Origin of the sequence: Neisseria sp. HMSC31F04 (assembly GCF_001807735.1) — a bacterium.
Lineage (GTDB): Bacteria > Pseudomonadota > Gammaproteobacteria > Burkholderiales > Neisseriaceae > Neisseria > Neisseria elongata.
Window position 1 is genome coordinate 77989 of record NZ_KV790806.1, and the last position, 13720, is coordinate 91708.

Here is a 13720-nt window from a genome sequence, read left to right on the forward strand (position 1 = left end):
ACGCTGTACTGGTTTAAATTTAATTCACTATATTTTGAAACAACGCTATTTTTCAGACAGCCCGCCATAAATCCTGCTGCCGTCCGCGCGGTTCGAGGTGGCCGACCCCGAGTCCGATCAGACGGTAATCGATGTCGGAGGCGTGCGGAATCCGTCCCGCCAATTCTCGGGCGGCGGATAAAAGCGCGGCGGAATCGGGCAGGGGGGAGGAATAGGTCAGGGAACGGGTGATGATGCGGAAATCGGCGGTTTTCAGTTTCAGCGTGACGCCCCGCGCCTCGGTTTTCCTGTTTTGCAGCTGCTGCCACAAATCATCGGCCAGATGCGGCAAGTGGCGGACAATCAGGGCAAGCGGCAGGTCTTCGGGCAGGGTGATTTCGGTGGAGATTTGCAGGCGTTCGCGTTCGGCTTTGACGGGGCGGTTGTCGATGCCGTAGGCGAGGTCGTGGAGGCGGTAGCCCCATTTGCCGAACAGGTTGGCCAATTCGCCGGGACTGTGCCGGCGCAGGTCGCCGACGGTGTTCATACCCAGCCGCTGCATCTTCTGCCGCGTAACTTTGCCGACGCCTGGGATTTTGCCCAGCGGCAGGCCGGTTAAAAAAGCCTCGACTTTCTGCGGCGGCAGGACGAACTGGCCGTTGGGTTTGTTCCAGTCGGAGGCGATTTTGGCCAAGAATTTGTTCGGCGCGACTCCTGCCGAGGCGGTCAGGCCGGTTTCGGCGAGAATGTCGGCGCGGATGCTGCGGGCGATGTCGCTGGCGTAGGGGATGTTTTGGTGGTTGAGGGTAACGTCCAAATAGGCTTCGTCCAGCGACAAAGGTTCGACAAGGTCGGTATGCCGTCTGAAAATGCCGTGTATCTGCCGCGACACGCTGCGGTAGAGGGAAAAATTCGGCGGCACGAAAACCGCTTGCGGGCAGAGGCGTTTGGCGGTGGCGGCGGACATGGCGGAATGCAGGCCGAAGCGGCGGGCTTCGTAAGAGGCGGCGCAGATGACGGAACGCGCGCCTTCCCAGGCCACGACGACGGGCAGGCCTTGCAAATGCGGCTGTTCGCGCAGTTCTACCGAGGCGTAGAACGCGTCCATATCGATGTGGATGATTTTTCGCTGCTGCATGGTGTGTATCGGCTTGAGGCCGTCTGAAAAGGTGTCGCGGGCGGACGGGCTTATCCGGTACCGCGCTTTTTCTTTTTTTCAGACGGCCTCGGACTATATCCCGTCCGCTTCATTATTTTGTTTGGAAACAAGAAGTTGGTCGATTTTCAGATTTTCGGTGTCGATGATTTCAAATTTGTATCCCGCGTAAACCAGAAAATCGGTGCGTTTCGGAATTTTGCGCAGGGAATACATCATAAAGCCGGCGATGGTTTCGTAGTTTTCCGAATGGGGAAACTCTTCGATATCCAACGCGCGCATGACGTCGGCGAGCGGGGTCGCGCCGTCCACCAGCCAGGTGTCTTCGGTGCGGCGGATGATTTGCGGCTCTTCTTCGGTATTGACCAGCTCGCCCATGACGATGCTCATCACGTCTTTCAGCGTAACCACGCCGACCACCAGCGCATATTCGTTCACCACCACGGCAAAGTCTTCGCCGGAAGTTTTGAAGGTTTCCAATACATCGTAAAGCGACAGCGTGTCGGGGATGAACAAGGCTTTGCGCAACACGCGCTTGTCGGTCAGGCGGACGTCTTTTTCTTTTAAAAACAAGGTCAGCAGCGTGTGCGATTCGATGTAGCCGATGACTCGCTCCAAATCACCGTCGCACACCAAAAATTTGTTGTGCGGTTTTTCTGACATGATTTCCAACACGGTATCGCTGTCGTCGTTTTTATCGAAATAGGCGATGTATTCGCGCGTGCTCATGGTGGAAGTTACCGTGCGCGCCTGCATGTCGAAAATATTTTCAATCAGGTAGTGTTCCTGCTCTTTCAATACGCCAGCCTGCGCGCCCGCATCGACGACGGCATAAATGTCTTCCGAAGTCAGCTGCTCTTGGCGGACGGTGGAAATTTTGAAGAGTTTGAATATCGCGTTCGCCAGTCCGTCAAATGTCCAAACGAAAGGCTTTAGGATAAAAATCAAGAACATCATCGGACGCACGATGCGCACCGCCACCGCTTCGGGATGAGTCATCGCCACGCGCTTGGGCATCAGGTCGGCAATCAGGATGAAGCTGCCCGTGACCAGCGCGAACGTCAGTAGCGACGCGGCGGTACTGCCCCAACTGCCCGCGTTTGCCAACAAGCTGCCGAAATAAGGGCGCACCGCCGCTTCGCCGACGATACCGGCGAGAATGGCGACGGCGTTCAAACCGATTTGGACGACGGTAATGAAACTGCCCGGCTGCTGCTGCATATTGAGCACATCCAGCGCGCGCGTGTCGCCGCCGTCTTTGGCCATCACTTGCAATTTGATTTTGCGCGCCGAGGCAAGCGCGAGTTCGGAACAGGAAACAAATGCGCTGATGACGATCAGCAGGCACAATAATAATAAGGCTTCAAGAATATTCATGAAAAACGGTGTGTGTTGAGGAAGGGCTATTTTAACATCAAAGGCCGTCTGAAAAATTCAGACGGCCTTTTCCCGGCCTGACTTACCAATCGCGCGGGGCAACCAGTTCTTCGATGTCCGCATCTTCAAAGCCGTAGCTTTGGGCGATGTATTCCATATCGGTGGCAATCGTGTCTCTGGCGACAGTTTCGATTTCGCTGTCGTTTTCTTCAAATTCTTCCGCCAATTCGTTAAAGCGTTCGGTAGCTGCGTGGGTCAGGCTGTACAGGCCGTCCAAGTCTTCGGGCCGTTCGGTTTCGATTTGGCGGCACAGTTCGACCAGGATGTTTTCTCCTTTTTGCACCAGTTCGGCAGGGAAATATAGTGGATTAAATTTAAATCAGGACAAGCCGACGAAGCTGCAGACAGTACAGATAGTACGGCAAGGCGAGGCAACGCCGTACTGGTTTAAATTTAATCCACTATAATCGTCGTCATACATATCCTGCAAAAAGGTGTGGTCGGCCAATTCGGGGTTGTTCAGTGGATGACGGGTGGCCATGGGGTTTCCTCTCGGTTTGGGGATTTTTGAAAAAGGCCGTCTGAAAACGGGCGAACCCTTTCAGACGGCCTTGTCGGTATCAACTCACCGTTATTTCGCAATCTGGGTTGCCTGAATCGCAGTCAGGGCGATGGTGTAGACGATGTCTTCCACCAGCGCGCCGCGCGACAGGTCGTTTACCGGTTTGCGCAGGCCTTGCAGCATCGGGCCGACGCTCAAGACGTTGGCGTTACGCTGAACGGCTTTATAAGTGCAGTTGCCGGTGGTCAGGTTGGGGAACACGAACACGTTGGCTTTGCCGGCCACAGGGCTGTTCGGGGCTTTGGATTTGGCCACGCTTTCCACCACGGCGGCATCGTATTGCAACGGGCCGTCCACGGCCAAGGCAGGGGCTTTTTCTTTGACCAGCTTGGTCGCTTCAATCACCAAATCCACATCGGGGCCGCTGCCGGAATCGATGGTGGAATAGGAAATCATGGCCACGCGCGGGTCTATGCCAAAGGCTGTGGCAGACTCGGCCGATTGGACGGCGATTTCGGCCAACTGTTCGGCAGTCGGATTCGGATTCACCGCGCAGTCGCCGTATACCACGACCTGCTCGGGCAGCAGCATGAAGAATACGCTGGATACGATGCTCGCGCCGGGGGCGGTTTTAATCAGCTGCAAGGCGGGGCGGATGGTGTTGGCGGTGGTGTGTACCGCGCCGGAAACCAGGCCGTCCACATCGTTTTGCGCCATCATCATGGTGCCGAGTACCACGGTGTCTTGCAGTTGTTTGCGCGCGTCTTCGGGGGCCAGGCCTTTGGATTTGCGCAGTTCGCACATCGGGGCGACGTATTGTTCGACCAGTGTGGCGGGATCGATGATTTCCAGCGACGCGGGCAGGGCGATGCCTTTTTCTTTGGCAACGGCTTCGACTTCTTCGCGTTTGGCCAGCAGCACGCAGCGGGCCAGGCCTTTTTCATGGCAGATGGCGGCGGCTTGGACGGTGCGTGGTTCCGCGCCTTCGGGCAGTACGATGCGTTTGTTTGCCTTGCGGGCGGCTTCCATCATGTTATAGCGGAATTGCGCGGGCGACAGGCGGACGGCTTGTTCGGCGGCCAGTTTTGCCACGCCTTCGGGTGCGTCTGCGCTGCCCAGATAGTCCAAACCGGCTGCTTGGGCGGCTTTGGCCGTACCGCCGACCACGCCGGCAAATTCGACGTTGCGTCCGGCAAACGATGCTTTGGCCATCTGCAGGCGTTCGGCGGTGGCGTGTTCGTTGCTGACGGCGAAGACGACGCGGGCGTTGAACGCGGTGGCCAGTCCGTTGTTTTGGCGGCTCAGGAAGATATAGGCATCGTTCGGGGTGATGCCTTGGATGACGACGTTTTCCTTACCCAGCGCGGCGGCACGGCCGACCAGCAGGTCGAACCAGTCGTCCGCTTTGCCTTCGGCCGCCAGGCGGACGGCTTCGTCGGCATAGTCCATTGCGTTGAATACCGCGGCATTCGGCAGTTTCGCCGCGATATTGGCGGCGGCTTTGGCCGCATCAACATGCGGGCAGACGGGGATAATCAGGGTGTAGGCCATGTTTTGTCCTTTCAGGGAAGTTGTTCGATACCGGGGTATCGGTTTCAAATATCAGTGGAACGACCGATAAGCTGATGGGTACGGCCGATTGGGGGATTTCACTATAAAACGTTCAGGCCGTCTGAAAACCGAAGCAGGCTTTCAGACGGCCTTTTTGCCGTTCAAACGCATTCGACGATTTCAAAACTGTGGCTGACGGCGGCGGCCTTGCCCAGCATAATCGAAGCGGAACAATATTTCTCCGCCGACAGCCGAACTGCCTGGGCAATCGCGCTTTCTTTCAAATCCGTGCCGAACACTTTGAAATGAATATGGATTTCGGTAAACACGCGCGGGGCTTCGTCGGCGCGTTTGGCCGTAACCGTGGCGCGGCAGTCGCTGACTTTCTGCCGCTGCTTTTCCGCAATCATCACCATGTCGATGCTCGAACAGCCCGCCACGCCCAACAGCAGCATTTCCATCGGGCTGGGGCCGCGCTTCACGCCGCCTTCCGCCGCCGCGCCTTCCATGACCACGCTGTGGCCGTTTTCAGTGGTGCCCACAAAGCAGAGGCCGTCTATCCATTGCGAAGTTACCTGCATGACTTACTCCTCTTTGATGGGTTGGGGCGAGACCAAAATACCGTCGGCATCGCTGTAAAGGTAGTGGCCGGGAATGAAGTCCACGCTGCCGAAACTCAGCACGACATCGGTTTCCCCCGCGCCGTCTTTCGCACTTTTGCGCGGATTGACGGACAGGGCCTTTACGCCGAAATCCAGTGTGTTGATGGCTTCGCTGTCGCGGATGGCGCCGAGTATGATTGCACCGGCCCAGCCGTTGGCCGCGCCCGCAGAGGCAATCAAATCGCCCATCAGCGCGCTGGCGGCGGAATATCCGCCGTCCACCACCAAAACTTCGCCGTCGGAGCGGCTGTTCATCAGCTGCTTGATCAAACCGTTGTCGCGGAAGCATTTGACGGTGCGGATGCGGCCGCAAAAGCGGCTGCGGCGGCCGAAGCTGCGGAATTGGATTTCGCACGACGGCGTGTCGGGTGCCAAATCGATTAAATCGGAGGTGGCGAATTCGAAGGTCTGCATATGCGGCTCCTGAAGTTGCGGGCTTGGACAGACGGGCATTATATAGAAACGGCAGGCCGTCTGAAAGGGGAGGGCGTGGACTTTGCCGGTCGCCGCCGCGCTGTTTCAGACGGCCTCAAAAAGCCGCATCGGGCAGGGGGGACGGGAGGCCGTCTGAAAAACCGGCCTGATTCCGTGGCGGCTTTGCGTTACAATACCGGCCTTTTGTTTCCCATACGCATCGGACACGCATCATGCTGGTACTCGGAATCGAATCTTCCTGCGACGAAACCGGCGTCGCCCTTTACGACAGCGAAGGCGGACTGCTCGCCCACGCCCTGCACACCCAAATGGCCATGCACGCCGAATACGGCGGCGTGGTGCCCGAGCTGGCCAGCCGCGACCACATCCGCCGCCTCGTGCCGCTGACCCGTGCCTGCCTGCGCGACGCGGGCAAAGACTATGCCGACATCGACGCGGTGGCCTTCACCCAAGGGCCGGGGCTGGGCGGCGCGCTGCTGGCCGGTTCGAGCTATGCCAACGCGCTGGCCTTCGCACTGAACAAACCCGTCATCCCCGTCCACCACCTCGAAGGCCACCTGCTTTCGCCTCTGCTGGCGGCCGACAAACCCGCCTTCCCCTTCGTCGCCCTGCTGGTATCGGGCGGCCACACGCAGTTTATGGCCGTGCGCGGCATAGGCGATTATGTGCTGCTGGGCGAAAGCGTGGACGACGCGGCGGGCGAAGCCTTCGATAAAACCGCCAAACTGCTCGGCCTGCCGTACCCGGGCGGCGCGAAACTGGCCGAACTGGCTGAACGCGGCCATCCCGAAGCCTTTTCCTTTCCCCGGCCCATGCTGCATTCGAACGATTTGCAGATGAGTTTTTCCGGCCTGAAAACCGCCGTCTTGACCGCTGTGGAGAAAGTACGCGCCGAACACGGCAGCATTTCCGAACAAACGCGCAACGACATCTGCCGCGCCTTTGAAGACGCGGTTATCGACGTATTGGCGGCCAAAGCGGAAAAAGCCCTGCGCGACACGGGCTTCCGCACGCTGGTTGTGGCAGGCGGCGTGGGCGCGAACAAAAAACTGCGAGAACGCCTGAGCCGTTTGACCATCCGTCCGACGCAGGGAAAAGGTCGTCTGAAAAAGCCCGCCGAAGTCGTGCAAACCTATTTCCCGCCCATGGAATACTGTACCGACAACGGCGCGATGATTGCCTTCGCCGGCGCGATGCGGGCGGAGCAGGCGGTGGCGGCGGGCGGTTTCAACGTCAAACCGCGCTGGCCGCTGACGGACATTGTGAAAAGCGCGGAGGCCGTCTGAAAAGCCGAATTTGGGATGGGCAGCTAATTTGATGTTTTTAAAATCCGACTTTTCTTTTCTTGTCAGGCCATGAATCACCGTCAGAAAATCAAGCGATTCCGCCAGCGTATCTACGCCCTGCCGCGTGCCCGCTCCCGCAGCCTTAATCCGCGATGCGCCGCGCAAATCGAAAACGGCGCACGTTGGCTGCACGCTTTTGCCGTTTGGCGCAAACTTGCCCGCCGAGGCAGCAGTGATGCCGAAATTCAGGCCGCATACTTTTACGGCATCGCCAAATGTAAAGGCAAAGGCCTTCCATGCCGTTTCGGCAGCCTCGGCGGAAGGCATGCCGAAGTGCTCGCAACCGCCTGCTACCGCCGTGCAGCGCAAGCGGGCAGCAGGCAAGGGCAATATCTGCTGGCCTGCATCTACCACAGCTTCGGCACTGCCGGCGACATCGCCCAAGCCATCGCCTGGTATGAAAAATCCGCCGCACAAGGTTACGGCTACGCCGCCTGCAACCTTGCCTGCATCTATGCCGACGGGGAAGGCGTCGTTGCCGATCCCGTACTCGCCGAACATTACCGCAGGCTTGCCCATCAGCATCTGACCGACGATGCCGAGTTGGCCGAATTGGATGCACTCGTTCAACGGACATGCGGCTGAAAACCATTGCATCCGATAAGGCGGGATGTCTTTCAGGCTAACCGTATTTCCTTTTTCAGACGGCCTATCGGCGCGATGCCCTCTTTTATTTACCGGAAGCGGACAGAGAAAAAATCAAAGCCTGACGATACGCAACGGCAAAATCTTTCAAAAAATTATCGAACTGGCGAAGAAAGCATAAGGAGGCCTTATCGGCCTGTATAGCGTGTATGTGTATTCTCAGCCCCTCCGCCTATCGGTTGTCGTATTTCGATCCGACCGACTGAACAATAGAAAAAGCAGCCTGCATTTGGATGACTCCCGGTGCAGGCTGCTTTTTTATTTTCAGACGGCCTCTCGGCTACCAAAAGGTTTTAAAAGGCCGTCTGAAACGCTCAAATATCCACAATCTGATGTTCCATCCCTTTTACCGGCGGCAGCCACGGCGAGTTGGTCAGGCAGCGTTGCCACAGCGGATCGGGCAGGCGGTAGTGGTCGGCACGGTTGGGATCGAGAGCGGTTTGGATGTCGGCATCGCGGTTTTCGCGCACTAAGTCGGCCAAATCAGGGTTAATCATCACGGTTTTGCCCAGCGCGATAAACTCCGCCCAGCCGGTGTCAAATGCTTTGGCGATGTCGCTGCCGGTGTAGAGGTTGCCGACGCCGATTAAGGGCAGGCGGCCGGCGATGCGCTCGTGCAGCAGTTCCATGCGGGTGCGGTTGGTGTCTGCGCCGCGTCGGGCGTGTTTGTAGAAATCCCACAGCGAAACGTGCAGATATTGCAGCGGTTTTTGCATCAGTTCGTCTATCAGCACGAAGGTGTCAGCCATGGTGATGCCGGTTTCGCCGGACTCTTCGGGCGAGAAGCGGTAGCCGAGGATGAAGTCGGGTTTGGCGTGTGCTTTCACGACAGCGGCGACGGCATCGACCACGGCCAGCAGGAAGCGCAGGCGGTTGTGCAGGCTGCCGCCCCATTCGTCGGTACGGCGGTTGGTTTGGGCGGACACGAATTGTTGCAGCAGGTAAGCGTTTGCACCGTGGATTTCCACGCCGTCAAACCCGGCCTGCACCGCGAGGGCGGCGGCATTGGCATAGGCGGCGATGAGCTGATCGATTTCGGCGGCGGTCAATTCGCGCGCACCCGTAGCCTCATCGGCGGACGGGGCGACGATGTCGGCGGAAAATTCGGCTTTCAGGCCGCCGTGGTGGATTTGCAGGATGGCTTTCGCGCCTTGCGCTTGGGCGATTCGGGCAACTTCGCGCAGGCTGGGCAGGTCGTCTTCGCTTATGGCATACGGCTGGCCTTCAAAGGTTTTGCCGTTGGCCTGCACCAGCGTGGCGGCGGTGATAAACAGGCCGAAGCCTTTGAAGCGGTTTTGCAGAAACGTGCGCTCTTGGTCGGTGATGTGGCCGTTTTCATCCGAAGCGAAGTGCGTCATGGGGGCGACGGCGAGGCGGTTGGGGACGGTGGCGCCGTTGTTGAAAGTGTAGGGCTGGAAGACGGGGTTCATTTTGTTTCCTTTCTTATGGAACGTGTTGATGCTTTTTTGATGACGCGCGTGGAATCACGGTTTGCCGGCATTGGAAAAAATATTTGCTAAGGTTTTCCCAAATGAATTGATGTCGATATGTGAAGCAATATCAATGTCGATATGCTTTTCAATTTTCAGAGCTTCCTGAATATCCGCCCCGAAATCGAAGGATAAAATCCGATTGTTTAACGTATAGGCAACATTATTGCTTTCAATCGAAAAGTCTGTTCGTTCAACTCAAGATATATTTCATTATCTTCATCAGGATTAAACGTGAGGGTGAAATAACGAAAATTTCCCAAATCAAAATAAACATACGACAAGCCTTCATCGTCAGACTCATCAAACAATATCTTTTCCGGTTTCCACATGGTTGATTTCAATAAGATTAGCCGGGCCTCAAACCTGTATTCGGGCTTGCGGTATTTTTCAGACGGCCTCCAAAGGGTATGGAGGCCGTCTGAAAGCTATTGTGGCAGTTTCACCGCCAACGCGGCAGGCCATTGCGCTGCGGCATCGGTTTTCACAAAACCGTTGCCCGTCATGCCGCCTTTGAGCAGGCGGTCGTATTTTTGCGCCGTTTCGCGCGGCACTTGCAGTTTTACCTTAAACATCAGTTTGGCGCGTTCGTCGGTGGTTTCCACCGCTTTGGGCGTGAATTGCGCTTCTGTGGCGATGAATTTGATTTTCGCCGGGAAAACCGCATCGATGCCGTCGAGTTTGATACGCGCTTCGTCGTTCACTTTCAGACGGCTGATGCTGTCGGTAGGCAGGAAGATGTTCATGGAGACATCGGCCGGATCGAGCAGGCTGGCCACTTTCGAACCGGAGGCCACCACATTGCCGACTTCGGCGATGGTGTATTCCACCCGTCCGTCTATCGGCGCGCGGATGTTCATGTCGTCGTTGGCGGACGAAGCCGATTTGACGACCGCTTCCGCCTGCCCCACGCTTGCTCGCGCCTCGGCCGCTGCGGCACGGCTTTGCGCCACGGTGGCCTGCGCTTCCGCACGGGCGGCTTCGGCAGCCTTCACGGCGGCAGTCGCGCGTTCGTAATCGGCCCGGCGGCGGGTGGTTTCGGATTCCGATACCAGTTGCTCCGACAGCAGGTTGAGGGCATTGTCCCATTCCATTTTCGCCACGCGCTGCTGCTGCCGTGCGGCTTCGATGTTGGCTTCGGCGCGTGCGACGGTACGGCGCGTTTGCTCTTCCGCCGCTTTGGCCCGCTGCACGCTTTCACGCTGCCTGTCGGCGGCGGCGCGCGCTTCTTCCACGCGGCTGCTGCTGGTGTCGGACGAGAGTTCGGCCAGTATGTCGCCCGATTTCACATCCGCCCCTTCTTCCACATACACTTTTTTCACCCGTCCGGGATACAGGGTGGCCACGTCGATGCGGTTCAGCTCCAGCCTGCCGTTGGACTGCGCGACAAATGCGGGCAGGGCGGCGGCCTGTTGTTGTCTGTAATAGAAATAACCGCCCGCCGCAACGGAGGCAATCAACGCGGCGGCAAGGATTTTCTGTTTGGAAACGGCTTTTTTCGTCATGGTTTTCGCAATCATGTAATCATCTTATTAAACGGATGCCGGATAATGTTATACCCCCGCCGGGAGGGTTTGACAAGGATGTGCCGCAGGCGGGCGTAGATACGGCAAACGGTTGAGGCCGTCTGAAAACACATCGGGCAGGAAAATCGGGCGGTAATGTTTTCAGACGGCCTTTTGTTTGAAAATGGTCCGCCGGGTATGTTGCCGGGCTATAATCCGCTTCTTTTGACTCCCCCCGTTTGCCATGATTGCTTTCGACCGCCTTCCCGCCAAAAACGATCCCCGTTTGCCCGTGTTGCTGCTTCAGGCCACTTTCGTTACCTGCGGCATCACGTTTTGGGGTTTCAACCGGAGTCCGGCCCAGGTCGGGCTGATTCTGCTGATTTGCGTTACGTTGGACTGCCTGCTGCATTATTTGTTGCGGCGTAAAACCCTGCTTGTTCCGATTAGCGGCCTGATTACCGGCCTCGGCCTGTCGGTGCTGACCAATTTTTCCCACGGCCTGTGGCTGGCCGCCATACCGCCGTTTTTTGCCACCGCGTCCAAATACGTTTTCACGGTAAACGGACGCCATATCTACAACCCGGGCCTGTTCGGCGTGATTGCCGCACTGGTGTTGAGCGACGGCATGATTACGCCCGCGCCCGCCTATCAGTGGGGCGGGGCGGGTATCACGGCCTTTTTTATCGCCACCGCCGCGCTGATGCTGTTTGCCCTCAATATCCGCCGCAGCGTGTTGATCAGCTGCTTTTTGCTGTTTTACGCGCTGCAACTGTCGCTGCGCGCCTGGCTGCTCCGCCACCATATTCCGCCGCAAACGCTCTTTATGGGCGCGTTTTCCTCGCCGGCGTTTTACCTGTTCACCTTCTTTATGATTACCGACCCGCCCACTTCGGCCGAATCGCGGAAAGGGCAGGTGTTTATGGCGTTTTTCATCGTTTTCGTTGATTTGCTGCTGCATAAATTTCAAAGTTTCTCCACCCTTTTCTATTCCGCTTTCGCCTACATGACGCTGCGCGGTTTGTGGCTGCTCTGGCAAAACCGCAGCCAATACCGCAATCCGCTGCCTGCGCTGAAGCAGTTTGCCAAAGCCTTGCTGCTGACCGGCCTGATTGGCGGCACCGGTTGGGGCGCATACCGACTTACCCATGCCTACAGTGCGGACGAAGTAACTTTCCGCTTCAGCGAAATCCCTTCTTCGCAAAGCGGTATCGGCGGCACGAAAGGCGACATTTGGGAGCGTACCGACCCGCGTATGCAGCATGTGGCCAAATGGCTGTTGTCGGTGGGTGATGCCGCCGCCGTCGCCGATGCGGACAACGACGGCCTGCCCGACGTTTTCCTGACCCAGCCGCTCAAAAGCGAACAGGACCGCGCCCAGTTGTTCCTGAACAAAGGCAACTTCCGTTTCGAACGCTTCCCGCTGCCGCAACTGGACGACCACCGCAAACATCCCGAAACCCACGGCCTGATTGCCTCGGCCACCTGGTTCGACATGGACAACGACGGCGACCAAGACCTGCTGCTCGGCATGGGCTTCGGCAAAGGCCGCCTGCTGCGTAACGATTTGAAGGAAACCGGCACGCTCGGCTTTACCGAAGTCGGCAACGGCAACGCCGTGGACGACTATCAAATCAGCGTTGCCACCAATGTTTTGGATTACGACAACGACGGCCGCCTCGACATCATCATCGGCAACGTCATGCAGCGTTATCTGCCCGGCTACGACCGCACCGTTCCCTACAACATCTTCAAACTGCCGCAACCCGAATACCAGGGAGACAGGAGGATGTTTAACGTCATGCACCGCAGTTGGCACGACGCAAACAATGCCGACGAAAACCTGCTGCTACGCAACTTGGGCGGCGGCCGCTTCGCGCAAATCCCCAACAGCGAAAACGGCTTTAACGGCAAACGCTGGACAATGGCGGTCGCTACGGGCGACTTGAACGACGACGGCTTTGCCGACCTTTACATCGCCAACGATTTCGGCCCCGACGAACTGTACATCAACGAGCAGGGCAAACGCTTCCTGCCCGTTAAAGGCAGCTTTGCCGGTTCGGTCGGCCGCGACACCTATAAAGGCATGAACGCCACTTTCGGCGATTTGGACGACAACGGCCGCCCCGACATCCACGTTTCCAACGTGCATGAAAAATTACAGGCCGAAGGCAGCCTGCTGTGGATGAACTACAGCAAGAGCGGTCAAACCGATGCCGACATGTTCAAAGACGAAGCCGCCCGCCGCAACGCCCTCAACGAACGGCGGTTCGGCTGGGGTGCGGCTTTCGGCGACCTCGACCGCGACGGCCGCCTCGACATCGTGCAGGCCAACGGCATGGCCGACGATGCCTACGACAAAAAAGAGGCCGTCTGCCCCGATTATTGGTATTGGAACGCCCAAATCGCCCTGACCAACCCCGACGTGCACGGCTATGCCGACCGCTGGGCGGATGTGCGCGGCCGCTGCGTCTTCGGCTTTGAAGCCAACCGCGTTTATCTGAACAAAGACGGCTATTTCGTCGATGTTGCCGAACTGGCCGGCTGGAACAAAAAAGGTACGTCGCGCGGCATGATACTGGCCGACTTTGACAACGACGGCGACCTCGACAGCCTCGTTACCCATATGACCGCCGTACCCTCGCTTTACCGCAACGACAGCCGGCCCGCAGGCTGGGTAGGCGTGGAACTGGTCGGCAACGGCCAAACCTGCAACCGCGACGCGTTGGGCAGTAAAGTCGTCCTTGCCGCAGGGGACAGCCCGACCGGTGCCGCGCAACACCGCGAAGTTTATGCCAACAACGGCCTGGCCGCCCAAAGCGACCGCCGCATCCTCTTCGGCTTGGGCGGCAAAGGCAGTGGCGAAGTCAGCCTGTCGGTACGCTGGTGCGGACGCGGGGATGCCGAAACATTCAAATTGAAACCCGGTCAGTATCACCGTATCGAACAGAAATAAAGGGGAGGCCGTCTGAAACTTATTTTTCAGACGGCCTTTTTGTATGGTTTCATCCA

11 protein-coding genes and 1 pseudogene are annotated in these 13720 nt (G+C 57.8%); 4 read left to right on the forward strand and 8 right to left on the reverse strand.

Annotation, left to right across the window (positions count from 1 at the left end):
- Positions 1 to 52: 52 nt before the first annotated feature.
- The 3 genes from dinB to HMPREF3107_RS06710 all read right to left on the reverse strand — a co-directional run bounded on the left by dinB (position 53) and on the right by HMPREF3107_RS06710 (position 2855).
- A complete protein-coding gene (gene dinB / locus HMPREF3107_RS06700) occupies positions 53 to 1117 on the reverse strand; it encodes a DNA polymerase IV (protein ID WP_070454449.1) in 1065 nt (354 codons plus the stop codon).
- A 93-nt stretch (positions 1118 to 1210) separates the two neighbouring features.
- Positions 1211 to 2512, reverse strand: a complete 1302-nt coding sequence (locus HMPREF3107_RS06705; RefSeq protein WP_070454451.1) for a polyamine export protein PaeA — start codon at positions 2510 to 2512, stop codon at positions 1211 to 1213.
- Between the two features lie 82 nt (positions 2513 to 2594).
- On the reverse strand, positions 2595 to 2855 hold the full coding sequence (locus HMPREF3107_RS06710) for a DUF5713 family protein (RefSeq protein WP_070454453.1): 261 nt from the start codon (positions 2853 to 2855) through the stop codon (positions 2595 to 2597).
- 4 nt (positions 2856 to 2859) lie between these two features.
- On the opposite strand from HMPREF3107_RS06710, the pseudogene HMPREF3107_RS12350 reads away from it, so the two are divergent.
- Positions 2860 to 2976: pseudogene (locus tag HMPREF3107_RS12350) on the forward strand (IS5/IS1182 family transposase); the annotation flags it as partial.
- Positions 2977 to 3143: 167 nt separating this feature from the next.
- Here the strand turns inward: HMPREF3107_RS12350 and pta are convergent.
- The 3 genes from pta to rraA form a co-directional block, all read right to left on the reverse strand.
- A complete protein-coding gene (gene pta / locus HMPREF3107_RS06715; protein ID WP_070454455.1) occupies positions 3144 to 4625 on the reverse strand; it encodes a phosphate acetyltransferase in 1482 nt (493 codons plus the stop codon).
- Between the two features lie 161 nt (positions 4626 to 4786).
- Positions 4787 to 5206, reverse strand: a complete 420-nt coding sequence (locus HMPREF3107_RS06720; RefSeq protein WP_070454457.1) for an OsmC family protein — start codon at positions 5204 to 5206, stop codon at positions 4787 to 4789.
- A 3-nt stretch (positions 5207 to 5209) separates the two neighbouring features.
- The gene (gene rraA, locus HMPREF3107_RS06725; RefSeq protein ID WP_070454459.1) at positions 5210 to 5701 is read right to left on the reverse strand and encodes a ribonuclease E activity regulator RraA; all 492 of its coding nucleotides are present in this window, start codon (positions 5699 to 5701) and stop codon (positions 5210 to 5212) included.
- 233 nt (positions 5702 to 5934) lie between these two features.
- Between rraA and tsaD the strand changes: the two genes are divergently transcribed.
- Together tsaD and HMPREF3107_RS06735 are read left to right on the forward strand one after the other, a co-directional pair.
- Positions 5935 to 7008: a tRNA (adenosine(37)-N6)-threonylcarbamoyltransferase complex transferase subunit TsaD gene (gene tsaD / locus HMPREF3107_RS06730; RefSeq protein WP_070454461.1), complete on the forward strand. Its 1074-nt coding sequence runs from the start codon at positions 5935 to 5937 to the stop codon at positions 7006 to 7008.
- Between the two features lie 69 nt (positions 7009 to 7077).
- A complete protein-coding gene (locus HMPREF3107_RS06735; RefSeq protein ID WP_070454463.1) occupies positions 7078 to 7653 on the forward strand; it encodes a tetratricopeptide repeat protein in 576 nt (191 codons plus the stop codon).
- Positions 7654 to 8027: 374 nt separating this feature from the next.
- Here HMPREF3107_RS06735 and HMPREF3107_RS06740 read toward each other — a convergent pair whose 3' ends face one another.
- Together HMPREF3107_RS06740 and HMPREF3107_RS06750 are read right to left on the reverse strand one after the other, a co-directional pair.
- Positions 8028 to 9143 (reverse strand): NADH-dependent flavin oxidoreductase, encoded by a 1116-nt coding sequence (locus tag HMPREF3107_RS06740; RefSeq protein ID WP_070454465.1) that lies wholly within the window; start codon positions 9141 to 9143, stop codon positions 8028 to 8030.
- Between the two features lie 488 nt (positions 9144 to 9631).
- Positions 9632 to 10708: an HlyD family secretion protein gene (locus tag HMPREF3107_RS06750; protein WP_070454518.1), complete on the reverse strand. Its 1077-nt coding sequence runs from the start codon at positions 10706 to 10708 to the stop codon at positions 9632 to 9634.
- A gap of 244 nt (positions 10709 to 10952) precedes the next feature.
- Here HMPREF3107_RS06750 and HMPREF3107_RS06755 point away from each other — a divergent pair, with 244 nt between their 5' ends.
- The gene (locus HMPREF3107_RS06755) at positions 10953 to 13664 is read left to right on the forward strand and encodes an FG-GAP-like repeat-containing protein (RefSeq protein ID WP_070454468.1); all 2712 of its coding nucleotides are present in this window, start codon (positions 10953 to 10955) and stop codon (positions 13662 to 13664) included.
- Positions 13665 to 13720: the final 56 nt, after the last annotated feature.

Excerpts from the sequence above, each read along its gene's own strand:
- HMPREF3107_RS06735 (WP_070454463.1), top strand. The coding sequence starts at position 7,078 with ATGAATCACCGTCAGAAAATCAAGCGATTCCGCCAGCGTATCTACGCC.
- HMPREF3107_RS06720 (WP_070454457.1), bottom strand. The coding sequence starts at position 5,206 with ATGCAGGTAACTTCGCAATGGATAGACGGCCTCTGCTTTGTGGGCACC.
- HMPREF3107_RS06705 (WP_070454451.1), bottom strand. The coding sequence starts at position 2,512 with ATGAATATTCTTGAAGCCTTATTATTATTGTGCCTGCTGATCGTCATC.
- rraA (WP_070454459.1), bottom strand. The coding sequence starts at position 5,701 with ATGCAGACCTTCGAATTCGCCACCTCCGATTTAATCGATTTGGCACCC.
- HMPREF3107_RS06740 (WP_070454465.1), bottom strand. The coding sequence starts at position 9,143 with ATGAACCCCGTCTTCCAGCCCTACACTTTCAACAACGGCGCCACCGTC.
- pta (WP_070454455.1), bottom strand. The coding sequence starts at position 4,625 with ATGGCCTACACCCTGATTATCCCCGTCTGCCCGCATGTTGATGCGGCC.
- HMPREF3107_RS06755 (WP_070454468.1), top strand. The coding sequence starts at position 10,953 with ATGATTGCTTTCGACCGCCTTCCCGCCAAAAACGATCCCCGTTTGCCC.
- tsaD (WP_070454461.1), top strand. The coding sequence starts at position 5,935 with ATGCTGGTACTCGGAATCGAATCTTCCTGCGACGAAACCGGCGTCGCC.
- HMPREF3107_RS06750 (WP_070454518.1), bottom strand. The coding sequence starts at position 10,708 with ATGACGAAAAAAGCCGTTTCCAAACAGAAAATCCTTGCCGCCGCGTTG.
- dinB (WP_070454449.1), bottom strand. The coding sequence starts at position 1,117 with ATGCAGCAGCGAAAAATCATCCACATCGATATGGACGCGTTCTACGCC.